General features: G+C 67.0%; 20 protein-coding genes. 13 read left to right on the plus strand and 7 right to left on the minus strand.

Translation table 11 applies throughout. The features are described 5' to 3' along the window. Positions 1-227: 227 nt before the first annotated feature. Positions 228-452, minus strand: coding sequence for a YbdD/YjiX family protein (locus tag LZ605_RS21230; protein ID WP_049467479.1), 225 nt, complete (start codon positions 450-452; stop codon positions 228-230). Beyond that, entirely contained in the window at positions 452-2,533 is a 2,082-nt protein-coding gene (locus tag LZ605_RS21235) for a carbon starvation CstA family protein (protein WP_249843228.1), read from the minus strand. Before LZ605_RS21235 ends, LZ605_RS21230 begins: the two co-directional genes overlap by 1 nt. A gap of 260 nt (positions 2,534-2,793) precedes the next feature. On the opposite strand from LZ605_RS21235, the gene LZ605_RS21240 reads away from it, so the two are divergent. Continuing rightward, positions 2,794-3,645, plus strand: coding sequence for a pirin family protein (locus LZ605_RS21240; protein WP_249843229.1), 852 nt, complete (start codon positions 2,794-2,796; stop codon positions 3,643-3,645). Positions 3,646-3,761: 116 nt separating this feature from the next. Here LZ605_RS21240 and LZ605_RS21245 read toward each other — a convergent pair whose 3' ends face one another. The 4 genes from LZ605_RS21245 to LZ605_RS21260 all read right to left on the minus strand — a co-directional run bounded on the left by LZ605_RS21245 (position 3,762) and on the right by LZ605_RS21260 (position 8,820). Further along, positions 3,762-4,220, minus strand: coding sequence for a hypothetical protein (locus tag LZ605_RS21245; protein WP_249843230.1), 459 nt, complete (start codon positions 4,218-4,220; stop codon positions 3,762-3,764). A 197-nt stretch (positions 4,221-4,417) separates the two neighbouring features. Beyond that, positions 4,418-5,137 (minus strand): aquaporin Z, encoded by a 720-nt coding sequence (aqpZ, locus tag LZ605_RS21250; protein ID WP_317657649.1) that lies wholly within the window; start codon positions 5,135-5,137, stop codon positions 4,418-4,420. A 120-nt stretch (positions 5,138-5,257) separates the two neighbouring features. Beyond that, a complete protein-coding gene (locus LZ605_RS21255) occupies positions 5,258-6,121 on the minus strand; it encodes a pirin family protein (RefSeq protein ID WP_249843231.1) in 864 nt (287 codons plus the stop codon). Between the two features lie 635 nt (positions 6,122-6,756). After that, positions 6,757-8,820: a 3-hydroxyacyl-CoA dehydrogenase NAD-binding domain-containing protein gene (locus tag LZ605_RS21260; protein WP_249843232.1), complete on the minus strand. Its 2,064-nt coding sequence runs from the start codon at positions 8,818-8,820 to the stop codon at positions 6,757-6,759. Between the two features lie 235 nt (positions 8,821-9,055). On the opposite strand from LZ605_RS21260, the gene rpoE reads away from it, so the two are divergent. The 9 genes from rpoE (at position 9,056) to recO (ending at position 17,719) form a co-directional block, all read left to right on the plus strand. Further along, on the plus strand, positions 9,056-9,676 hold the full coding sequence (gene rpoE / locus LZ605_RS21265) for an RNA polymerase sigma factor RpoE (RefSeq protein ID WP_005418256.1): 621 nt from the start codon (positions 9,056-9,058) through the stop codon (positions 9,674-9,676). After that, positions 9,673-10,554: a sigma-E factor negative regulatory protein gene (locus tag LZ605_RS21270; protein WP_249843233.1), complete on the plus strand. Its 882-nt coding sequence runs from the start codon at positions 9,673-9,675 to the stop codon at positions 10,552-10,554. The genes rpoE and LZ605_RS21270 overlap by 4 nt, the downstream gene beginning before the upstream one ends. 74 nt (positions 10,555-10,628) lie before the next feature. Then, positions 10,629-12,161 carry a DegQ family serine endoprotease gene (locus LZ605_RS21275; protein WP_249843234.1) on the plus strand — a complete coding sequence of 511 codons (1,533 nt, stop codon included), beginning with the start codon at positions 10,629-10,631 and terminating at the stop codon, positions 12,159-12,161. A gap of 178 nt (positions 12,162-12,339) precedes the next feature. Beyond that, entirely contained in the window at positions 12,340-14,133 is a 1,794-nt protein-coding gene (lepA, locus tag LZ605_RS21280) for a translation elongation factor 4 (RefSeq protein WP_074899507.1), read from the plus strand. 54 nt (positions 14,134-14,187) lie between these two features. Beyond that, positions 14,188-14,982, plus strand: a complete 795-nt coding sequence (lepB, locus tag LZ605_RS21285; protein WP_057498572.1) for a signal peptidase I — start codon at positions 14,188-14,190, stop codon at positions 14,980-14,982. A gap of 52 nt (positions 14,983-15,034) precedes the next feature. Then, on the plus strand, positions 15,035-15,418 hold the full coding sequence (locus LZ605_RS21290) for a DUF4845 domain-containing protein (protein WP_107231174.1): 384 nt from the start codon (positions 15,035-15,037) through the stop codon (positions 15,416-15,418). After that, a complete protein-coding gene (gene rnc / locus LZ605_RS21295; RefSeq protein ID WP_249843235.1) occupies positions 15,408-16,088 on the plus strand; it encodes a ribonuclease III in 681 nt (226 codons plus the stop codon). The genes LZ605_RS21290 and rnc overlap by 11 nt, the downstream gene beginning before the upstream one ends. Beyond that, entirely contained in the window at positions 16,085-16,981 is an 897-nt protein-coding gene (gene era, locus LZ605_RS21300) for a GTPase Era (protein WP_005410599.1), read from the plus strand. Before rnc ends, era begins: the two co-directional genes overlap by 4 nt. 18 nt (positions 16,982-16,999) lie before the next feature. Next, positions 17,000-17,719, plus strand: coding sequence for a DNA repair protein RecO (recO, locus tag LZ605_RS21305; RefSeq protein WP_249843236.1), 720 nt, complete (start codon positions 17,000-17,002; stop codon positions 17,717-17,719). Between the two features lie 524 nt (positions 17,720-18,243). On the opposite strand, the gene LZ605_RS21310 is transcribed toward recO, so the two are convergent. Next, a complete protein-coding gene (locus LZ605_RS21310; RefSeq protein ID WP_249843237.1) occupies positions 18,244-18,972 on the minus strand; it encodes a response regulator in 729 nt (242 codons plus the stop codon). Between the two features lie 127 nt (positions 18,973-19,099). Between LZ605_RS21310 and rlmD the strand changes: the two genes are divergently transcribed. From rlmD to LZ605_RS21325, 3 genes are all read left to right on the plus strand, one after another. Then, positions 19,100-20,434 (plus strand): 23S rRNA (uracil(1939)-C(5))-methyltransferase RlmD, encoded by a 1,335-nt coding sequence (gene rlmD, locus LZ605_RS21315; RefSeq protein WP_249843238.1) that lies wholly within the window; start codon positions 19,100-19,102, stop codon positions 20,432-20,434. A 33-nt stretch (positions 20,435-20,467) separates the two neighbouring features. Beyond that, complete coding sequence (locus LZ605_RS21320; protein ID WP_249844965.1) at positions 20,468-20,953, plus strand: CYTH domain-containing protein; 486 nt, start codon at positions 20,468-20,470, stop codon at positions 20,951-20,953. 113 nt (positions 20,954-21,066) lie between these two features. Continuing rightward, positions 21,067-21,762: a DsbA family oxidoreductase gene (locus LZ605_RS21325; protein WP_249843239.1), complete on the plus strand. Its 696-nt coding sequence runs from the start codon at positions 21,067-21,069 to the stop codon at positions 21,760-21,762. Positions 21,763-21,863 lie beyond the last annotated feature (101 nt).

The following is a 21,863-nucleotide window of genomic DNA, read 5'->3' on the forward strand; positions in this document are numbered from 1 at the left end:
TGTGTCGCCGTCACCGGCAATCTGTCGAAGGTGGGGCGGTGTGGGCTTGCAGGACCGTTGGCGCCATGGATGGCGCCATCGAGCCCCCATGGAGGGGTTTACGGCGTGTCCTGCAAGCCCACACCGCCCCGCCAAACCCACAGAAAGCCAGAGCAGACGCTCCCGCAGTTGCAGTTGCTCCGGCCTCTGCGGGCGCCGGGCTGCAAGCCCGGCACCCACACAGAACCTCAACAGCAGCGGCCGCCGTTGCGTCCGCCGTAGCGCGCTTCCTGGCGCTCGCGGAAGAACGTCTTGTAGTCCATCGGCTCCTGATCCGGATGCTTCTCCAGCATGTGCCGGACATAGTTGTCGTAATCAGGAATGCCACAGCACAGCCGTGCGGTCTGCACCAGGCGCCGCCAGATACGGCGGTGCGCCTGGTACTGCCCAACGGGAACCAGTTGCGTACTCATCACAGATCCACCATTTCATGCGGCTTCAGCGCCACGTACGGGGTCTCGCGGTCGCTGCGCTGCGGGTTGCGGCGAGCGGCCAGGATGGTCTTGATTGCATACACCAGCACCGAGGCCACCACCAGCAGGAACAGCGCGGTCAGGCCGGTGTTGACGTAGGCGTTGACCACGATCTGCTGCATCTGTGCCACCGACTTGGCCGGCGCGGTGATGGTGTCGCTGGCGATGGCGGCCTGGAACTTGTGCGCCTGTGCCAGGAAACCCTGCGCCGGGTTGCTGTCGAAGATCTTGATGAAGCCCGCATACGTGGTGCAGATCAGCAGCCACACGGCCGGCACGGCAGTCACCCACGCGTAGCGGTCACGCTTCATCTTGAACAGCACCACGGTACCGAGCATCAGCGCGATACCGGCCAGCATCTGGTTGGAAATGCCGAACAGCGGCCACAGCGTCTGGATGCCACCGAACGGATCGACCACGCCGGTGTACAGCAGGTAGCCCCACAAGGCCACGCAGCCGGCCGTGCCGATGATGTTGGCCGTCCACGATTCGGTCTTCTTCAGGGCCGGCACGAAGTTGCCCAGCAGGTCCTGCAGCATGAAGCGGCCAGCGCGGGTGCCGGCATCCACCGCGGTCAGGATGAACAGCGCTTCGAACAGGATCGCGAAGTGGTACCAGAATGCCATCATCGCGTCGCTGCCACTGGGAATCGCTTCATGCAGGATCTGCGCGATGCCGACCGCCAGCGTGGGCGCACCACCGGCACGATGCAGGATGGTCGGTTCACCAATCGCCGCTGCCGTTGCAGTCAACTGCTCGGGGGTGATGGTGAAGCCCCAGGTGTTGGTGATGTAGTGCGCGGCCGATGCGGCATCGGCACCGATCACCGCTGCCGGGCTGTTCATCGCGAAGTAGATGCCCGGATCGATGATCGAGGCCGCCACCAGTGCCATCACCGCCACGAACGATTCCATCAGCATGCCGCCGTAGCCGATGTAGCGCATGTGCGCTTCATTGGCCAGCAACTTGGGCGTGGTGCCCGAGGAAATCAATGCGTGGAAACCCGACACCGCACCACAGGCGATGGTGATGAACAGGAACGGGAACATGCCGCCTTTCCACACCGGGCCATCGCCACTGGCGGCGAACTGGGTCAGTGCCGGCATCTTCAGTTCCGGCATCACCACCAGGATGCCGATGGCCAGGGCGATGATGGTGCCGATCTTCAGGAAGGTCGACAGGTAGTCGCGCGGGGCCAGCAGCAGCCACACCGGCAGCACCGAGGCGACGAAGCCGTAGCCGATCAGCATCCAGGTGATCTGGGTGCCGGTGAAGGTGAACGCCGGGCCCCACACCGGATCGGCGGCGACCTTGCCGCCGTACCAGATCGCAGCCAGCAGCAGGATCAGGCCGACCACCGAGATCTCGCCGATCTTGCCGGGGCGGATGTAACGCATGTACACGCCCATCAGGATCGCGATGGGCATCGTCGCGATCACCGTGAACATGCCCCACGGGCTTTCGGCCAGCGCCTTGACCACCACCATCGCCAGCACCGCCAGGATGATGATCATGATCAGGAATGCGCCGAACAATGCGATCGTTCCGGGCACCTGGCCCATCTCCTCGCGCACCAGGTCACCCAGCGAGCGGCCGTTGCGGCGGCTGGACAGGAACAGGACCACGAAGTCCTGCACCGCACCGGCCAGCACCACGCCCACCACCAGCCACAGCAGGCCGGGCAGGTAGCCCATCTGCGCGGCCAGCACCGGCCCGACCAGCGGGCCAGCGCCGGCGATGGCGGCGAAGTGGTGGCCGAACAGCACGTGCTTGTTGGTGGGCACGTAGTCCAGGCCATCATTGTTGATCACCGCCGGGGTGGCCCGGGTCGGATCGAGCTGCATCACCTTGTTGGCGATGAACAGGCTGTAGAAGCGGTAGGCCACCAGATACAACGACACCGCGGCGACGACGATCCACAGCGCATTGATGTGTTCGCCACGGCGCAGGGCCACGGTGCCCAGACAGAACGCGCCGAGCAGCGCGAGTGCGGCCCAGCCTATTTTGGAAAACCCTTTCATGAGGTGCTCTCTCCCGGAAAGACAGGCAAAGAGTCCCGCGTGCCCCTGGCAGGGTCAATGTGCACGGGACCATTCTGCGGTAGTACTTTGGTCGTACGCAGGTTGCGTGGATGTGTGCGCCGGTGCGGGCGTGCGCCCTGCGTGCGCCGGACATGACGCGCGGCGAACACCGGCAATGGAACAATCGGTTGCGGCGCCGTCCATTGGCCAGACGCGGTATGGCGTCCATCTTCACTGGCATCCATCCAACAGGAGTCGCCATGAGCCTTCCCGAACCGGCGCGCGTGCTGCGCACCATCCGTGGCATGCCCACCTCCGACGGTGCCGGCGTGCGCCTGACCCGTGTCATCGGCGGCCCGTCGCTGCCCGACCTGGACCCGTTCCTGCTGCTCGACGAGTTCGGCACCGACCGCGCCGAGGACTACATCGCCGGCTTCCCGGAACATCCGCACCGGGGCTTTGAGACAGTCACCTACATGCTCGACGGGCGCATGCGCCATCGCGACAACCACGGCAACGAAGGGCTGTTGACTCCGGGCAGCGTGCAGTGGATGACCGCCGGCCGCGGCCTGGTGCATTCGGAGATGCCCGAGCAGGAAAGCGGGCAGATGCGCGGTTTCCAGCTGTGGGTGAACCTGCCGGCGAAGGAAAAGATGACCGACCCGAAGTACCAGGAATTCGCGCCCGAGCGCATTCCGGTGGTACGGCCGGAAACCGGCGTGGAAGTGAAGGAGATCGCCGGCACGGTCGACGGCACCCGTGGGCCGATCGTGCAGCCGGCCACCGATCCGTTGTACCTGGACATCACGCTGGCGCCCGATCGCGCCTGGACGTACCCGTTGCCGGACGGCCACAACGCGTTCGCCTATGTGTTCGAAGGGGCACTGACGGTGGGTGAGCAGGATGCCGCGCGTGATGTCGCCCGCCAGGAGCTGGCGGTGCTCGGCGGCGGCGAGCAGCTGCATCTGTCGGCCGGCAGCGACGGCGCGAGGCTGATCCTGGTGGCTGGCCGTCCGTTGCGCGAGCCGGTGATGCGGCACGGTCCGTTCGTGATGAACACGCGGCAGGAACTGATGCAGGCCTTCGTTGATTTCCAGGAAGGCAGATTCTGAGGGATTGCGCCGGGCCATGCCCGGCGAAAGAAACCGGTAGCGCCGGGCTATGCCCGGCGGACGTCCCGCGGGTTGGAGGCTGCGGGGACGCTGCCAGGCAGTCATCCCCGCCACCTTCAGCGACCGGCGGCCACGGCCGACGGGGTCAGGCTCATGCCCTGCGCCAGCTGCTGCAGCGAGCCCAGTTCCTGCGCGCTGTCCGGATACAGCGAAATCTGCGCGTAACGCCCTTTGTCGAGCTTGACCACGCTGATGCGGCGCTCGGCGTAGCCGGGCGGCTGCTGGCCGCCCAGATCGGGCTGATACCAGTACAGCGATTCACCGCCGAAGCTGCCTTTTTCCTGGCGCAGCGAACGGTTCAGTGGAATGGCCGGGTCACGTGAACTGAGCATCAGGCTCAGCACTTCACGGCCCTCTGCGGTGGCGGCGCGGCAGACCAGGAAATCGGCCTGCGCCTGCTGCTGCCATTGCAGGCCGCTGCTGGCCGGCAGCGAAGGGCATTCGGTGGGCGCCTGGGCGGCGGCCTGGGCCGCAGCGAACAGCAGGCTCGACAACACGACAGGCACGAACTTCATGCATCCCCCAAGGTGACGAGTAGGTTGGCTCGGCCCCCTGAGACCGGCGGCCATGGCATCCCATCCCCGGATGCCGCCCCGCCCGGCATGTGCACGGACGGTCAACTCAACCTTAACGGAACGTGAGCGATCGCACAATTCGCGGTTACAGACGTAACCATTGCGGCCGAGGTCGGCCGCAATGGTCAGGTTGCAGATCAGCGGTCGTTGCCGATCCACTTGTAGATGATGCCGCCGATCGCGCCGCCCAGCAGCGGGGCGACCCAGAACAGCCACAGCTGGCTGACCGCGCCGCTGCCGGCGAAGAAGGCCACGGCGGTGGAGCGGGCCGGGTTCACCGAGGTGTTGGTCACCGGGATGCTGATCAGGTGGATCAGTGTCAGCGACAGGCCGATGGCCAGCGGTGCGAAGCCCGCCGGCGCCTTGCCATGGGTAGCGCCCATGATCACGATCAGGAACACCGCGGTCAGCACCACTTCGCACAGGAAGGCCGCGGCCACGCTGTAGCCACCGGGCGACAGGGCGCCATAGCCGTTGCTGGCGAACGCGCCGGCCTGGCTGCCGTCGATGGCAAAACCACTGGCCCCCGACGCGATCTGCAGCAGGATGAAGCCGGCCAGCAGGCCGCCGGCGACCTGGGCAATGATGTACGGCACCAGGTCCTTGGTCGGGAAACGGCCGCCGGCCCACAGGCCGACGCTGACCGCCGGGTTGAAGTGGGCGCCGGAGATATGGCCGAACGCGTAGGCGCCGGTGACCACGGTCAGACCGAAGGCCAGCGCCACGCCGAGAAAACCAATACCCAGGGGATTGCTGTCACCGCCGAACTTGGCGGCCAGCACCGCGCTGCCACAACCGCCCAGAACCAGCCAGAACGTGCCGAGGAACTCGGCGGACAAGCGTTTACCCATGCTCATGTGTTGCACTCCTTTGACGGTGAAAGTGTGATTTATGTCACATTTCAGTGATCAGCGGGTGACTGTAGCGTCAACGCCGGGTGCAGGGATACACCTTCGGATGTGTGCAACACGCGATGTTCAGTACTGCGGCAGCGGGATGAACTCCTTGTCGTCGCCGGGGATGGTGCCGAAGCGGCCGGCTTCCCAGTCGTGCTTGGCCTGCTCGATGCGCTCTTTCGAGCTGGACACGAAGTTCCACCACAGGTGACGCGGGCCATCCAGCGGCTCGCCGCCGAACAGCATCGCCTTCACCGGCGTCTTCGCGCGCAGGCGGCCGACCGCGCCGGCTTCGGGAATGATCAGATGCTGGGCGGGCACATCCACGCCATCCAGCTGCGCCTGGCCTTCGAGGATGTACAGCGCACGCTCGCGATGACCGTTGTCGATGTCGATCTCCGCATCCGGGTCGAGGTCGATCGCCACGTTGAGGGTGTCGGCGAACACCTTCACCGGCGATTCCTCGCCATAGGCACGGCCGGCGATCACCCGCAGCCATGCGCCATTGCGGCGCTGCTCGGGCAGGGTGGCGGCGGCGTGGTGGTAGAACGCCGGTTCGATTTCCTCGTGCGATTTCGGCAGCGCCACCCAGGTCTGCATGCCGTGGATCGGGTTGTCATGGTCGCGGTCCGGCTGCGGGGTGCGCTCGGAATGGGCGATGCCACGGCCGGCGGTCATCCAGTTCACATCGCCGGGGCGGATCACCTGGTCCGAGCCGAGCGTATCGCGGTGGCCGATCGCACCGGACCACAGGTAGGTGACGGTGGCCAGGCCGATATGCGGATGCGGGCGCACGTCGATGGCCGTACCGGGGTGCATCAGGGCCGGGCCCATCTGGTCGACGAACACGAACGAGCCGATGCTGCGGGCCTGCAGGGTAGGGACGGCGCGACGGACTTCCAGGCCGCCGATGTCGTGCACGCGCGGGGCGATGATGGTGGTCATGCGGGCGTTCTCGCTGGCAGGGATCAGGCGATCAGCATCGCATGCAGCTGTGACGGGGACATGCCCCGTATGGGTAACAGGTTGTTCCAGCCAACGGCGCAGCCCCTCGTGGCTGTTGGTTGGTTGGTCGCGTAAAGCGGAAAGCCGCGCTTGGCCGGGCGGGTGGATTGCGCAGGACACGCCGTAAACCCATCCATGGGGGCTCGATGGCGCCATCCATGGCGCCAACGGTCCTGCGCAACCCACCCGCCCGGCCTCTGACGGTTTCCGTGTGCATCCAGCCACGGAGAAGAAAATCAAAATCAAAATCAAACGCCGGTCGCTTCGCTCGCATCCACGCATGGCGTGGATCAAGCGTGTCGACCAAGGTCGACACCTGCCAGTCATCGCCGTTCACCCACCGTCACCGGGAAGCTGTCAGGGGCGGGGCGGTGTCGGGTTGCGGGGTGTCCGCGGCATGGATGCGGCTGCCAAGCCCCCAAGGACGGGTTTACGGCGTCCCCGCAACCCGACACCGCCCCGCCCAACAAACAGAAAAGCCAGAGCCGGCTGTTGCTCCGGCTCTGGCTCTGGCTCTGGCTTTTGCTTCGGCAGTTGCCTCTGCGGGTGCCGGGCCGCAGGCCCGGCCGACAAACTCACACCACCGGTTCGCGCAGGGCCGGGTTGTCCCAGCCCGGGCGCGGGGCGAAGCGGTCGCCGTGGCGCTGCTGCAGTGCCTTCAATCGTTCGACGATGGCGTCGGCACCGACCGCACGGATGTGCTGGATCGGGCCGCCACGGAACGGGGCAAAGCCGGTGCCGAAGATCACGCCGGCATCCAGCAGGTCCGCATCGGCCACCACGCCTTCGTGCAGGCAGGCCACCGCTTCGTTCAGCAGCGGCAGGATCAGACGATCCTCCAGGTCGGCCGGGGCCTGGTAATCGCGGGCCACGTCCGGCTTCTTCGGCTTGCCGTTCTCCCAGGTGTAGATGCCCTGGCCATCCTTCTTGCCGCGCTTGTCCGGTTCCACCGTCTGCAGCGCGGCCGGAATCTGCAGGCCCAGGAACGGCGCCAGCTCGCGGCCGACGCCGGCGGCCACGTCCAGGCCCACGGTATCGATCAGTTCAATCGGCCCCATCGGCATGCCGAACTTCACCGCCGCCTTGTCGATCACCGGGCCCGGAATGCCTTCGGCATAGGCGGTGGCGGCCTCCAGCATGTATGGGAACAGCACGCGGTTGACCAGGAAGCCCGGGCTGCCCGCCACTGGAACCGGGAACTTGCCCAGTGCCTTGCAGAACGCGGCCAGGCGGCGCTCGGTCTCCGGCGCCATGCCGTCGTGGTGGATGATTTCCACCAGCGGCATCTGTGCCACCGGGTTGAAGTAGTGCAGGCCGGCGAACTGCGCCGGGCGCTGGATGTGGTCACGCAGTTCCACCAGCGGAATCGACGAGGTGTTGGTCGTCAGCAGTGCGTCCACCTTCATCTTCGGTTCCAGCGTCTGGTACAGCGCACGCTTGGCTTCCGGGTTCTCGATGATCGCTTCGATCACCAGGTCGGCCTCGGCCACGCCGTTGCCTTCCAGGTCGGCACGCAGGCGTGCGGCCACCGCCGGGCGCTTGCTCTCGTCGCGCACCTTCTTGGCGAACAGCGCCTGCGCGCGTTCCAAGGCCGGGTCGATGAAGCGCTGCTCGCGGTCCTGCAGGGTCACCTCGAAGCCCTTGTAGGCGGCCCAGGCGGCGATGTCGCCACCCATCACGCCGGCGCCGACCACGTGCACGTGGCGGATGCCCGAGTCACCGCCGCCCAGGCCCTTCAGGCGCTCGGTGAGGAAGAAGATGCGGATCAGGTTGCGTGCGGTCGGCGTGCTGGCCAGCTTCACCACCGCACGCCGCTCGGCATCCAGGCGGGCCTGGATCGGCTTGCCGCCGCTGCGCTGCCAGGTGCTGATCAGTGCGTACGGCGCCGGGTACTGGTCCTTCTTGGCCTTGCGCGCCACCTGCTTGACCATCTGCGGCGCCAACAGCGTGCGCGCCAGCCAGGTGTTGGTCGCCCAGGCCGTTGCGCGTTGCTTGAACGGGCGGGTGGTGCCGGACAGGGCCAGTGCCACGGCGGTGTCGAGCACCACCGCCGGTGCCACCACCTTGTCCACCAGGCCGATGCCACGCGCCGCCGAAGCGGAGAGGGTGCGGCCGGTCAGCATCATGTCCATCGCCGCCGGGGCGCCCACCAGCTGCGGCAGGCGCGCGCTGCCGCCCCAGCCCGGGAAGATGCCCAGCTGGGTCTCCGGCAGGCCGATGCGGGTGCTGCTGTCATTGGAAGCCACGCGGTAGCGGCAGGCCAGCGCCAGCTCGGTGCCGCCGCCCAGGCAGTGGCCGTGGATGGCCGCCACGGTGGGGCAGGGCAGCTCGGCCAGCTTCTGATAGGTGGACTGGCCACGGCGGATGGCGTCGTTGACGGTACCGCGGCGGTCGAACTCCTGGAACTCCTTCAGGTCGGCGCCGGCAATGAAGCCGGCCTTCTTCAGCGACTGGATCACCACGCCCCTGGGCGGGTCCAGCGCGATGCGTTCCAGCAGGTCCCCCAGTTCCAGCAGCACATCCTGCGACATCGCGTTGACGCTGCTGTCCTGACGATCCAGGGAGAGAACCACCACGCCGTCGTCGCGGATCTCGGGGTGCCAGTGGCTGAAGCGGAGACCATCGAAGCCTGAGAGCATGGACGTTCCATCCGGTTGTGTATGGAGAAGCAGCTATGATCCAGAGGTTGTTTCCCCCGCGTCAAATCCCAATAGCAGGGGAGTGGCGCCCCCGGATCCATGGCCGTGGACCGGGACGCTAACGGAACGGTGGTTAAAAGCTGGTGCGGCGCCAGGTGATCGGCGACTGAACTTTTCCCGGGATTGGCAGTCTCATTGCCCGACGTCGGTTGGGCTGACAGGAGTGCGGCCCCTCATGGCCGAGGTTGATACACCACAGGAGCTGGACCTGGAGCTGGTCCGGCGCGTGCAGCACGGCGAGAGCGCCGCGTTCGATGTCCTGGTGCGCAAGTACCAGCATCGCGTGGTGGCCCTTGTCGGTCGCTACATCGCCGACTGGAGTGAATGTCAGGACGTTGCCCAGGACACTTTCATCCGCGCCTACCGCGCGATCGGAAGTTTCCGTGGCGACGCCCAGTTCTCAACCTGGTTGCATCGAATCGCCGTGAATACCGCCAAAAACTACCTGGCTTCACACAATCGACGGCCGCCGACCGATGACATCGACATCGGTGATGCCGAACAGTTCGACAGCGGTACGCGCCTGCGCGACACCGACACGCCCGAACGCGAGTTGATGCGCCAGGAGCTGGAACAGACGGTGATGAAAGCCGTCAACGCGCTGCCGGAAGAACTCCGGTCAGCGATCACCCTGCGCGAGGTGGAAGGCCTGAGCTACGAGGATATCGCGCAGAAGATGGGGTGCCCGATCGGCACCGTGCGTTCACGGATCTTCCGGGCGCGCGAGGCGATCGACACCGAACTCCGGCCGCTGTTGGACATCGGCAGCGCCACCCGTGAGAAGAGCCGCGTATGACCAGCAAACCGTTCAACGAATCGCAGAACCATCAATCACCGGCCGGGCAGCGTCTGGACCAGCGCCACCGCGAGCAGCTGTCGGCCCTGGTCGATGGCGAGCTGGGCGCCGATGAAGCGCGCTTCCTGCTGCGCCGGATGGAACACGACCCCGAGCTGGCCGGCTGCCAGGAACGCTGGCAACTGCTGGGCGATGTGATGCGCGGCCAGGCCTCGCTACTGGCGCCCGCCGGCTTCAGTGCTGCCGTCGCCGCCGCCATTGCCAGCGAACCCGCACCGCAGGCCGAGCCGCGCCGGCAGGTGCGCCGCAGTGGCTGGCGGGCTTGGGGCGGCGGTGCCGCGTTGGCGGCATCGGTGGCCGCGGTGGCCCTGTTCATGGGCGCCGAGAAGCTCAGCGAAGCCCCCCCCGGCGAGCCGCTGGCACCGCAGGTGATCGCCAGCCAGGCCGAACTGCCGCCGGCACCGGGCAACCCGGCCACGGTCACCGAAGCCTCGGTGGATACCGCGGCGATGGCCGTGGCAGCCGCGCCGGCCGTGGCGATGGCCGCTGCCAGCCGCCGCCAGGAGACCCGTCGGGCCAGTGCGACCCGCAGCCAGCAGGCCGCCCGTGCTGCCCAGCGCGACGACGCCCCGCAACGCGCCATCGCCGCCGCGCAGGCGCCGTTGACCCCGACCGTGCCCGCCAATGCCAACCGCAACCTGCCGTTCGGTGAGGTCAGTGGGCTGCAGGCCCGGCCGTGGCCGCGCTCCAGCCTGGCCCCGGCCGCAGGCGGCGTGCTCAACGCCAGCTTCCCGGCCCACGCCGGAGGCGCTGCGTTCTACCCGTTCGAGCCGCGCCTGCAGGATGACCTGCCGGTGCCGCCGCGCCCGCGCGACTGAGCCGGGCGCCTTCACGCCCCGCCGTCGGCGGGGCCCGTATTCCTCTTTCCATCCGACCCGGAGGTTGCCGTCCGATGACTCCCCGACTCCGCACGCAGGCGATCGGCCTGCTGGCCCTGACCCTTCCCCTGATGGCCTGCGCACAGGCCCCGGCGCCTGCCGCCCCGGCCCAGCCTGCGCCGGCCGCCGCGCCGAGGGCGCCGGCACAGCCGCTGGTCAGTGGCCTGCCCGATTTCACCAACCTTGTCGAACAGGTCGGGCCGGGCGTGGTCAACGTCGACACCACCATCGTCCGCAACAACCGCCAGGCCGCGCGCGGCCCGATGGGCGACGATGACATGCCGGAGTTCTTCCGCCGCTTCTTCGGGCCGGACTTCCCGATGCCGGGGCAGGGCCCGGGCGGGCAGGATGGCGGCCCCAGCATCAAGGGCCGTGGCATGGGCTCGGGCTTCATCATTTCGCCTGATGGCTACGTGCTGACCAACTACCATGTGGTGGCCGACGCCAGCGATGTGAAGGTCAAGCTGGGCGACAGCCGCGAGTTCACCGCCAAGGTGGTGGGCAGTGACCAGCAGTACGACGTTGCCCTGTTGAAGATCGACGGCAAGAACCTGCCGACCGTGCGCGTGGGCGATTCCAACACGCTCAAGCCGGGCCAGTGGGTTGTCGCGATCGGCTCGCCGTTCGGCCTCGATCACTCGGTCACCGCCGGCATCGTCAGTGCGCTGGGCCGCAGCACCGGGGGCGCCGACCAGCGCTACGTGCCGTTCATCCAGACCGACGTGGCGATCAACCAGGGCAACTCCGGTGGCCCGCTGCTGAACACCCGCGGTGAGGTGGTCGGCATCAATTCGCAGATCTTCTCCGCGTCCGGCGGCTACATGGGCATCAGCTTCGCGATCCCGATCGACCTGGCGATGAGCGCGGTCGAGCAGATCAAGAAGAGTGGCAAGGTCACCCGTGGCCAGCTTGGCGCGGTGGTCGAACCGATCGATTCGCTGAAGGCGCAGGGCCTGGGTCTGCCGGACAGCCGTGGTGCGCTGGTCAACCAGATCGTGCCGGGCAGTGCGGCGGCCAAGGCCGGCGTGCAGGTGGGCGATGTCATCCGCTCGGTCAACGGCAACGCGGTCAACAGCTGGTCCGATCTGCCGCCGCTGATCGGTGCGATGGCGCCGGGCAGCAAGGTGAACCTGGTCGTCTACCGCGACGGCAAGCCGCGTGAACTGGGGGCGACCCTGACCGCGCTGAGCGAAGACGGACCGGGCAACGCCCGTGGTCCGGCCACGGCCAATGCCGATGCCGCGCCGCAGACCGGTGCGGTGGCCCTGCTGGGCCTGGACGTCAGCGACCTGACCGCGCCGCAGCGCAAGCAGTTCGGTCTGGACGGCAACGAAGGCGTGCGCATCACCGGGGTCAAGGGCCAGGCCGCGCGTGACGCCGGCCTGTCTCCGGGCATGGTGATCCTGCAGGTCGGCCGCACCCCGGTTGGCAGCGTGGACGCCCTCAACCGTGCGCTGTCCAGCTTCAGGAAGGACGATGTGGTGATGCTGCTGGTGCGTACCGGCAACGGCAACAGCGCCTTCGTGGCGGTGAAGGCCGGCCAGTAAGGCCGGCACGGGCCGCCGGGGCGGCTCCGTGGTGCCCCCGAAGCCCCGCCCTGGCGGGGCTTCGGCCATTCCGGGCCGGTCCGATGAGGCCATTTTCGCGGCCGGGCGCCGGGCATGCGATAATCGACCGTTACCCTGACGACGCCGCGCGCCGCCGCCACCTATGTCTTCTGATTCGATGCGGAACATCCGCAACTTCTCCATCATCGCCCATGTCGACCACGGCAAGTCCACGCTGGCCGACCGCATCATCCAGCTTTGTGGTGGCCTGCAGGCCCGCGAGATGGAAGCGCAGGTGCTCGACTCCAACCCGATCGAGCGCGAGCGTGGCATCACGATCAAGGCGCAGTCGGTGTCACTGCCGTACCTGGCCAAGGACGGGCAGACCTACCATCTGAACTTCATCGACACCCCCGGCCATGTCGACTTCTCCTATGAGGTCAGCCGTTCGCTGGCCGCCTGTGAAGGCGCGCTGCTGGTGGTCGATGCGGCCCAGGGCGTGGAAGCGCAGTCGGTGGCCAACTGCTACACCGCCGTCGAACAGGGCCTGGAAGTGGTGCCGGTGATCAACAAGATCGACCTGCCCACCGCCGACATCGAGCGCGCCAAGGCCGAGATCGAGGCCGTGATCGGCATCGACGCCGCCGACGCGGTGCCGGTCAGTGCCAAGACCGGCCTGAACGTGCAGGACGTGCTGGAAGCGATCGTGCACCGCATTCCGCCGCCGCAGCCGCGCGATACCGACAAGCTGCAGGCGCTGATCATCGACTCCTGGTTCGACAACTACCTGGGCGTGGTCTCGCTGGTGCGCGTGATGCAGGGCGAGATCAAGGCCGGCGACAAGCTGCAGGTGATGTCCACCGGCCGCAACCACCAGGTCGACAACGTCGGCGTGTTCACGCCGAAGCGGAAAGTGCTGCCGGCCCTGCGGGCCGGTGAAGTGGGCTGGGTGACGGCCAGCATCAAGGACGTGCACGGCGCCCCGGTCGGCGACACCCTGACCCTGGCCGGCGACCCGGCACCGAAGCCGCTGCCGGGCTTCCAGGAAATGCAGCCGCGCGTGTTCGCCGGCCTGTTCCCGGTCGATGCCGAAGACTACCCAGACCTGCGCGAAGCGCTGGACAAGCTGCGCCTGAACGATGCCGCGCTGCGTTTCGAGCCGGAAAGCTCCGAAGCCATGGGCTTCGGCTTCCGCTGCGGCTTCCTGGGCATGCTGCACATGGAAATCGTGCAGGAGCGCCTGGAGCGCGAATACAACCTGGACCTGATCAGCACCGCGCCGACGGTGGTGTACGAGGTCCTGAAGACCGACGGCTCGATCATCAACATGGACAACCCGGCCAAGCTGCCGGCGGTGAACCAGGTCGAGGAGATCCGCGAGCCGATCATCCGTGCCAACGTGCTCACCCCCGAGGAGTACATCGGCAACATCATCAAGCTGTGCGAAGAAAAGCGCGGCAGCCAGATCGGCATCAACTACCTGGGCAGCCAGGTGCAGATCAGCTACGAGCTGCCGATGGCCGAAGTGGTGCTGGACTTCTTCGACAAGCTGAAGTCGGTCAGCCGTGGCTATGCCTCGCTGGACTACCACTTCGTGCGCTTCGACGCCGGCCCGTTCGTGCGCGTGGATGTGCTGATCAACGGCGACAAGGTCGACGCGCTGTCGCTGATCGTGCACCGCAGCCATGCCGACCGCCGCGGCCGCGAACTGTGCGAGAAGATGAAGGACCTGATCCCGCGCCAGATGTTCGACGTGGCCATCCAGGCCGCCGTCGGCTCGCAGATCATCGCCCGCACCACGGTCAAGGCCATGCGCAAGAACGTGCTGGCCAAGTGCTATGGTGGCGACGTTTCGCGCAAGAAGAAGCTTCTGGAAAAGCAGAAGGAAGGCAAGAAGCGCATGAAGCAGGTCGGCCGCGTGGAGATTCCGCAGGAAGCGTTCCTGGCCGTGCTGCAGATGGACAACAAGTAAGCCCGCACCGGCCCTGCGCGGCCGGTCGTCTGGTGACGTTGCAAAGGACCCTGAATGAAACTGTTTGAGATCCTCCTGGTCGTGCTGACCCTGGCCTCGGGCCTGATCCTGCTTGCCGACAAGCTGTACCTGGCCAAGCGCCGCGCCCAGCGCGCCGGCCTGCTCGATTCCGAGCCGGTGCTGGTGGACTACTCGCGCGCCTTCTTCCCGGTGCTTGCGATCGTGCTGATCGTGCGCAGCTTCATCGCCGAGCCGTACAAGATCCCGTCCAGCTCGATGATGCCGAACCTGCTGATTGGCGATTTCATCCTGGTCAACAAGTTCTCCTACGGCCTGCGCCTGCCGATCAGCAACACCAAGATCGTGCCGTTCGGCGAGCCCTCGCGGGGCGACGTGGTGGTGTTCCACTTCCCCGGCCACGGCGACAACGATCCGGCCAAGGGCGAGAACTTCATCAAGCGCGTCATCGGCGTGCCCGGTGATACCGTGGTCTTCGAGGGCGACGGTGTGGTCCTCAACGGCGAGCCGCTGAAGTACGACAACAAGGGCATCTACGCCGGCCACAAGGGCCAAGGCGAGGGCGCCAACCTGCTGGTCGAGCACCTGCCGGGCCGCACCCACACCGTGCTGGAGACCGATTACCCGCGCGGCCAGGGCCAGTGGACCGTGCCGGCCGGCAAGTACCTGGTGATGGGCGACAATCGCGACAACAGCGACGACGGCCGATTCTGGGGCCTGCTGCCGGAAGAGAACCTGCGCGGCAAGGCATTCCTGATCTGGCTGAACTGCCAGGGCTGGTTCTGCAAGGATGGCTTCGAGCCGTCGCGGATCGGCTCGAGCATCAACTGAGCGGGCGTCAACCGAGTATTTTCACATCCAACGCGTATCTGGGGAGAACGCAATGAAGACGATGAACACGCAGCGTGGCATGACCCTGACCTCGTTCCTGATCGTCCTGATCGTGGTCGGCTTCTTCCTCTACATCGGCATGAAGCTGTTCCCGATGTACCAGGAGTACTACGCGGTGCGCTCGGCGATGAAGAGCCTGGCCAACGAGCCGGGCGTGGGCAGCATGGAGCCGGCGCGGATCCAGGAGCTGTTCTTCAAACGCCTGTACATCAACTACTCGGACAACGTGAAGCCGGCCAACGTGAAGTTTGATCGGCGCGACAATGGCTGGACCCTCAAGGTCAACTACGAAGTGCGCCGTCCGCTGGTCGGCAACCTTGATGTGGTTGGCAAATTCGATTCAACCCAGGACCTGACCCGAAGCGGTGCCGAATAAACCTTTCCAACGTGGCGACCTGATCGGTCATCCCTTCCGCGACCCGGCGCTGCTGAAGCAGGCGTTGACCCATCGCAGTGCCGGTGCGCCGCACAACGAGCGGCTGGAATTCCTGGGCGACAGCATCGTCAACATGATGGTGGCCCAGGCCCTGTACCAGCGCTGGCCGAAGGCCGACGAAGGCGCGATGACCCGCGCCCGCGCCGAGCTGGTGCGTGAAGGCGCGCTGGCGGTGATCGCCCGCACCCTGGAACTGGGTGATCGGCTGATCCTGGGCGCGGGCGAGATGAAATCCGGCGGCCATCGCCGTGATTCGATCCTGGCCGATGCGGTGGAAGCGGTGGTGGCCGCGATCTATCTGGATGCCGGCTTCGAGACCTGCCGGGCAGTGGTGCTGCCCTGGTTCGGTGCCTCGATGGACGCGCTGCCGGCCACCGGCCGGCCGGAGAAGGACCCCAAGACCCGCCTGCAGGAATGGCTGCAGGCCCGACAGAAGGCGTTGCCGCAGTATGAACTGGTGTCAGAATCCGGTGACGACCACGCCAAGCACTTCCGGGTACGCTGCAACGTAGCCGACCCCGCCGCCAGCATCGAGGGCGAAGGCGCCTCGCGGCGGATTGCCGAACAACAGGCGGCTGCGGCCGTCCTTGAACAACTGGATTCCAAGTGAGCGAACAAACTCCCCATCACTGCGGCAGCGTGGCCGTCATCGGTCGCCCGAACGTGGGCAAGTCGACCCTGACCAATGCGCTGGTCGGCGCCAAGGTCAGCATCGTTTCCAACCGCCCGCAGACCACGCGTCATCGCCTGCTGGGCATCGCCACCTACCCGGAAGGCCAGCTGGTGCTGGTCGACACCCCCGGCCTGCACAAGGTGCAGAAGCGGGCGATGAACCGGGTGATGAACCGCGCCGCGCGCGGCTCGCTGGAAGGCGTCGACGCCGGCCTGCTGGTGATTGAAGCCGGCCGCTGGGACGAAGAGGACAGCCTGGCCTTCAACGTGCTGCGCGACGCCGGCATCCCGGTGGTGCTGGTGGTCAACAAGATCGACCGCCTGAAGGAAAAGGGCGCGCTGCTGCCGTTCCTGCAGCAGGTGACCGAAGGCCGCGATTTCGCCGCCGTGCATCCGATCTCGGCGCAGAAGCGCAATGGTCTGGAGGCGCTGGTGCGCGATGTGCTGAAGCTGCTGCCGGAAGCGCCGCCGATGTTCGGCGAAGACGAGATCACCGACCGCAGCCAGCGTTTCCTGGCCGGCGAGCTGGTGCGCGAGCAGCTGATGCGCCAGCTCGGCGAGGAACTGCCGTACGCCACCACCGTGGAGATCGAGCGCTTCACCGAGGACGGCAACCTGCTGCGCATCGGTGCGGTGATCTGGGTCGAACGCGAAGGCCAGAAGGCCATCGTGATCGGCAAGGGCGGCGCCCGCCTGAAGGAGATCGGCGCCAAGTCGCGCCTGCAGATGGAGCGTCTGTTCGGGGCCAAGGTGTTCCTGGAAACCTGGGTGCGCGTGCGTGAAGGCTGGTCCGACGACGAGGCCGCACTGAAGGCCTTCGGCTACGAGTAAGCCGGTGCAGTCGCTTCGATGCTGATCGAGGACGACACCGGGTTCGTGCTGCACGCACGGGCCTACCGCGAGACCAGCCTGCTGGTGGAGGTATTGAGCGCGCAGCATGGCCGCATCGGCCTGCTGGCGCGCGGTGTGTCCACCGCGAAAGGGCAGGTGCTGCGTGCTGCGCTGCAGCCGCTGCAATGGATCCGTTTCAGTGCGCAGCAGCGCGGCGAACTGGCGCAGCTGCGCGGTGCCGAGGCGCTGGATGCGGCGCCGCGGCTGGTCGGCCAGGCCATGCTGGCCGGCTTCTATCTGAGTGAACTGACCCTGCGCCTGGCACCGCGCCAGGACCCGCTGCCGGAGTTGTACCTGGCCTATGGCGAGGCGCGCGCGCGCCTGGCGGTGGGGGCCGGCCTGGCCTGGACGCTGCGTCGCTTCGAGCGCGAACTGCTGTCCGCGCTGGGCCTGGGCTTCGAGCTGGACAGCGCCAGCGACGGCCAGCCGATCGATCCGGCGGCGCGCTATGAACTGGACCCGCAGGAAGGCGCGCAACGGTTGCTGAGCGAGCGCGGCGGCGAACGCCGGGCGGCTGCAACCGGTTCGGCGCTGCTGGCGCTGGCCGCCGATGAAGAGCCCGGCGCGGCCGATCTGGCCAGCCTGCGCCTGCCGATGCGGCGGGTGCTGGCCCATCACCTTGGAGCCAAAGGCCTGAAGTCCTGGGAACTGCTGGAGCAGCTGGCCCCCCGACGGTAAGGGGTGTTCGGCAGGGCTTGCAGCCCTGCACCTGCCGAATCAACGTCAACGTCAACGTCAAAAGCAAAAGCTGGTTATCTGTGGGTAGGCGGGGTGGGTCCGGTTGCGGGAGACGCCGTAAACCCGTCCTTGGGGGCTTGGCCGCGGCATCCATGCCGCGGACACTCCCGCAACCGGACCCACCCCGCCTTCGACAGATTCTTGCGAGCTGTCGGACATGCCGACGGGGTCAGATCCGTTTTCCCTCGGAAAACGGATCCGACCCCAGTTTGAATTTCGATATCTGACAGAGATTCATCCACGCATGGCGTGGATCTACCAGACACCGGGAAATTGTCAGGGGCGGGGCGGTGTCGGCGTGCGGGGTGTCAGCCGCATGGATGCGGCTGCCAAGCCCCCAAGGACGGGTTTACGGCGTCCCCGCACGCCGACACCGCCTCGCCAAACCTCGGAATCCAGCTTTTGCTCTGGCTGTTGACCTGGCCTCTGCGGGTGCAGGGCTGCAAGCCCTGCCGAACCACCCCTCAGTGCAGGAGGGCTGCCACCGCGGCGCGGAACCCGTCCTGCGCCTGCCCGGACTCCGGCGCATGATGCAGCTGGCGTACCGCGCGCCCCAACCGCGCCGCGCCAACGAAGCCACAGCTGGCCTGCAACCGGTGCAGCTGGCTGCGCAGCTGGCGCTCGTCATGCTGGTCCACGGCCTGCTCAACCGCATCGCGGACGCCCGGCAGTTCGGCCAGGAACAGCTCGCGCAGCGCGATCAGGTGGTTGCGTTGGCCATTGAGCGCGGCCAGGGCCGCGGTTTCATCCCAGTCCTCCACCTGCAGCTCGACTGCCGCCGGTGCCTGGGCCACGAAGATACCCGCCGGGCTGTTGACCAGCGCCCGGCGCACCGCCTTCAGCAGCTGGTCGCGGCCGAGCGGCTTGACCAGCGTGTCACTGAAGCCGGCCTCGCGCAGGCGCGCGTGAATGGAGGTATCGCCGTCGGCGGTATGCGCCAGCGCGGGGGTGTCCGGATGTGAACGGCGCAGTTCGCGCAGCAGCTGGGCACCATTGCCATCGGGCAGATTGACGTCGATCAGCCACAGATCGTGGGCGCCCGGTTCGGCACTGGCCAGCGCGCTGGCCAGCGAATCTGCGGTATCCACGTCCGCCGGTAACGTTTCCAACGCCGCTTTGAAAAAACCGCGGCTGATGATGTCGTCCTCGACAAGCAGGAAGCGGGGCCGGCTGGCCCGCGGGGTCATCTGCATCAGGGCTGCCTCCATGTCAGCTGGCTCAATCATCAAGCACGGCGGCCACGGGCGCAAGCGGCTTCGGACCCTGCCGGTCAGGATCTGCGACAATACGCCCCCATTTTTGCCCGCAGCCTGTTGCCACGTGGCCCGATCCCGCTCCCGCATCGACCGTACCCCGTTCCAGACCGAGATCCTCGACCTCAGCCATGATGGTCGTGGCGTCGCCCGCCGTGAAGGCGAGGGCGGCAAGGTCACCTTCGTCAGCGGCGCCCTGCCCGGCGAGGTGGTGATGGCTGAACAGACGGCCCGCAGCCGCCATTTCGACGAGGCCCGCACCATCGAGGTGCTGCAGGCCTCGCCGCAGCGCGTGACCCCGAAGTGCCCGCACTTCGGCACCTGCGCCGGCTGCGTGCTGCAGCATCTGGACGAAGACCAGCAGATCGTCGCCAAGCAGCGGGTGCTGATGGACAACCTGGAGCGCATCGGCCATGTGAAGCCGGGCGCCGTGCTGCCGCCGCTGGTCGGCGAGAGCTGGGGCTACCGCCGCAAGGGCCGCTTCTCGGTGCGCCGGGTCGAAAAGAAGGACAAGACCCTGGTCGGCTTCCGTGAACAGGATCCCCGTTTCGTGGCTGACCTCAGCCAGTGCCTGACGGTGATTCCGGAAATCGGCACCAAGGTCGAGGCGCTGTCCCTGTTCATCGAGTCGCTCGATGGCAAGCGCGACATTCCGCAGATCGAGTTCATCGCCGGCGATCAGGCCGTGGTGCTGACCGTGCGTCACCTGCAGCCGCTCAGCGATGCCGACCGCGCCGCCTGGGCGGCCTTTGGCCAGCAGCATGGTTTCGTGATCTACCTGCAGTCCGGCGGCGTGGACACCGTGCAGCCGCTGGACGGGCAGGGCGTGCCGCTGTCGTTCCGGCTGGCGCCGTGGGATGTGGAACTGGCGTTCCGTCCTCTGGACTTCATCCAGGTCAACGCCAAGCTCAACGAGAAGATGATTGCCCACGCCCTGGACCTGCTGGAGCCGGGTGAGGACGAGCGCGTGCTGGACCTGTTCTGCGGCCTGGGCAACTTCACCCTGCCGCTGGCCCGCCGCGTGCGTGAAGTGGTGGGTGTGGAAGGCGACGCCGGGCTGGTGGCGCGTGCCCGCGAGAATGCCGAGCGCAACGGCCTGGCCAATGCGCAGTTCTTCAGCGCCGACCTGACCCAGGACCAGCGCAGCACCGCGTGGATGCGCCAGGGCTTTGACAAGCTGCTGCTGGACCCGCCGCGCTCGGGTGCGATCGAGGTGCTGCAGCAGCTGCCGTTGAAGCAGTTCAAGCGCATCGTCTACGTCAGCTGCCACCCGGGCTCGCTGGCACGCGATGCCGGTTATCTGGTCAACGAGCAGGGCTTCACCCTGGTCAGCGCCGGCGCCATGGACATGTTCCCGCACACCGCGCATGTGGAAAGCATCGCGGTGTTCGAGAAGCGCTGAGCGGCTGTCATGCCCATCGCGCATAATGGCGCGATGGGCATCGAAATCGAACGCAAATTCCTGGTCAGCAATGATGGCTGGCGTGCCGCCGCGCACCGGGTGATCCCGATGGCGCAGGGCTACATCAACGACATGGGCGCGCTGGATCGCGGCACCCAGAACGCCTCGGTGCGGGTGCGCATCGAGGGTGACCACGCCGCGCTGAACCTGAAGTCGCGCACCATCGGCCATACCCGCCAGGAGTTCGACTACCCGATCCCGGTAGATGACGCGCGCGCGCTGCTGGCATTGTGCGTGGGCGGCCTGATCGACAAGCGCCGGCATCTGGTCGAGCACGCCGGGCTGACCTGGGAAGTGGACGAGTTCCTGGGCGACAACGCCGGCCTGGTGGTCGCCGAGGTCGAACTGGACAGCGCCGACCAGGCCATCGAGCTGCCGGACTGGGTGGGCGCCGAAGTGACCGACGACCCCCGCTACTACAACGTCGCCCTCGCCAGTCACCCCTATTCACAATGGTGAAACCCCAGAAAGGGGACGGAGGGGATCAAGTCGTCTTTACCCCACCTGTGCGGAAAACGACTTGATCCCCTCCGTCCCCTTTTTTCGAGGGAGGCGGGCCCCATGTCGAGGGGATGAGAATCGACATCTATTCCGACGTAGTCTGCCCCTGGTGCTGGATCGGCAAGCATCGTTTCCAGCAGGGCGTGCAGTTGCTGGGCGCCGACGCGCCTGATCTGGACATCCACTGGCAGCCGTTCCAGCTGGATCCCGATGCGGACGCCACTCCGGTTCCGCTGCGCGAGGCCTATGTGCGCAAGTTCGGTGGCGTCGAGCGCACCGAGCAGATCCTCAGCCAGACCCAGACCACTGCGCGTGCCGAAGGCCTGCCGATGGACTTCAGCCAGGGCCAGGTACGGGTGACCACGCTGCCGGCCCACCGGGTGCTGTGGCTGGCCGGGGAGCATGGGGTGCAGGAGGCGGTCGGCGAGGCGCTGTTCCGCGCCCACTTCGAGCAGGGCCAGAACCTGGCTGACCCGGCGGTGCTGATCAAGGCCGGCGTGGCCGCCGGCCTGGACGCGGGCGAGATCGCGCAGATGCTGGCCTCCGACCGTGGCCTGGCCGAGGTCGAGGCCAGGCTGACGCAGGCCCATGCGCTGGGCATTTCCTCGGTACCGACCTTCGTCATCGATGGGAAATGGGCCATTTCCGGGGCGCAGCCGCCGGAGGCGTTCGCCAACGCCCTGCGCCAGATCGCCGCCGAGCAGGGCGCCCCGGCCGCTTCGGCCGACGGCGACGAGGCCTGCGGCGCGGACGGCTGCAAGGTCTGAGCAGATCGGGGTCAGAGCCCCTGCGGCTCTGACCCCACGCTTCCCATTTACCTTGACCACTGCGCCTGTCGGCCGGTTCTGCGACAATGCGGCACTGCGCC

The organism is Stenotrophomonas maltophilia, assembly GCF_023518235.1.
Taxonomy (GTDB): domain Bacteria; phylum Pseudomonadota; class Gammaproteobacteria; order Xanthomonadales; family Xanthomonadaceae; genus Stenotrophomonas.

Excerpts from the sequence above, each read along its gene's own strand:
- LZ605_RS21230 (WP_049467479.1), bottom strand. The coding sequence starts at position 452 with ATGAGTACGCAACTGGTTCCCGTTGGGCAGTACCAGGCGCACCGCCGT.
- LZ605_RS21235 (WP_249843228.1), bottom strand. The coding sequence starts at position 2,533 with ATGAAAGGGTTTTCCAAAATAGGCTGGGCCGCACTCGCGCTGCTCGGC.
- LZ605_RS21240 (WP_249843229.1), top strand. The coding sequence starts at position 2,794 with ATGAGCCTTCCCGAACCGGCGCGCGTGCTGCGCACCATCCGTGGCATG.
- LZ605_RS21245 (WP_249843230.1), bottom strand. The coding sequence starts at position 4,220 with ATGAAGTTCGTGCCTGTCGTGTTGTCGAGCCTGCTGTTCGCTGCGGCC.
- aqpZ (WP_317657649.1), bottom strand. The coding sequence starts at position 5,137 with ATGAGCATGGGTAAACGCTTGTCCGCCGAGTTCCTCGGCACGTTCTGG.
- LZ605_RS21255 (WP_249843231.1), bottom strand. The coding sequence starts at position 6,121 with ATGACCACCATCATCGCCCCGCGCGTGCACGACATCGGCGGCCTGGAA.
- LZ605_RS21260 (WP_249843232.1), bottom strand. The coding sequence starts at position 8,820 with ATGCTCTCAGGCTTCGATGGTCTCCGCTTCAGCCACTGGCACCCCGAG.
- rpoE (WP_005418256.1), top strand. The coding sequence starts at position 9,056 with ATGGCCGAGGTTGATACACCACAGGAGCTGGACCTGGAGCTGGTCCGG.
- LZ605_RS21270 (WP_249843233.1), top strand. The coding sequence starts at position 9,673 with ATGACCAGCAAACCGTTCAACGAATCGCAGAACCATCAATCACCGGCC.
- LZ605_RS21275 (WP_249843234.1), top strand. The coding sequence starts at position 10,629 with ATGACTCCCCGACTCCGCACGCAGGCGATCGGCCTGCTGGCCCTGACC.
- lepA (WP_074899507.1), top strand. The coding sequence starts at position 12,340 with ATGCGGAACATCCGCAACTTCTCCATCATCGCCCATGTCGACCACGGC.
- lepB (WP_057498572.1), top strand. The coding sequence starts at position 14,188 with ATGAAACTGTTTGAGATCCTCCTGGTCGTGCTGACCCTGGCCTCGGGC.
- LZ605_RS21290 (WP_107231174.1), top strand. The coding sequence starts at position 15,035 with ATGAAGACGATGAACACGCAGCGTGGCATGACCCTGACCTCGTTCCTG.
- recO (WP_249843236.1), top strand. The coding sequence starts at position 17,000 with ATGCTGATCGAGGACGACACCGGGTTCGTGCTGCACGCACGGGCCTAC.
- LZ605_RS21310 (WP_249843237.1), bottom strand. The coding sequence starts at position 18,972 with ATGCAGATGACCCCGCGGGCCAGCCGGCCCCGCTTCCTGCTTGTCGAG.
- LZ605_RS21320 (WP_249844965.1), top strand. The coding sequence starts at position 20,468 with ATGGGCATCGAAATCGAACGCAAATTCCTGGTCAGCAATGATGGCTGG.
- LZ605_RS21325 (WP_249843239.1), top strand. The coding sequence starts at position 21,067 with ATGAGAATCGACATCTATTCCGACGTAGTCTGCCCCTGGTGCTGGATC.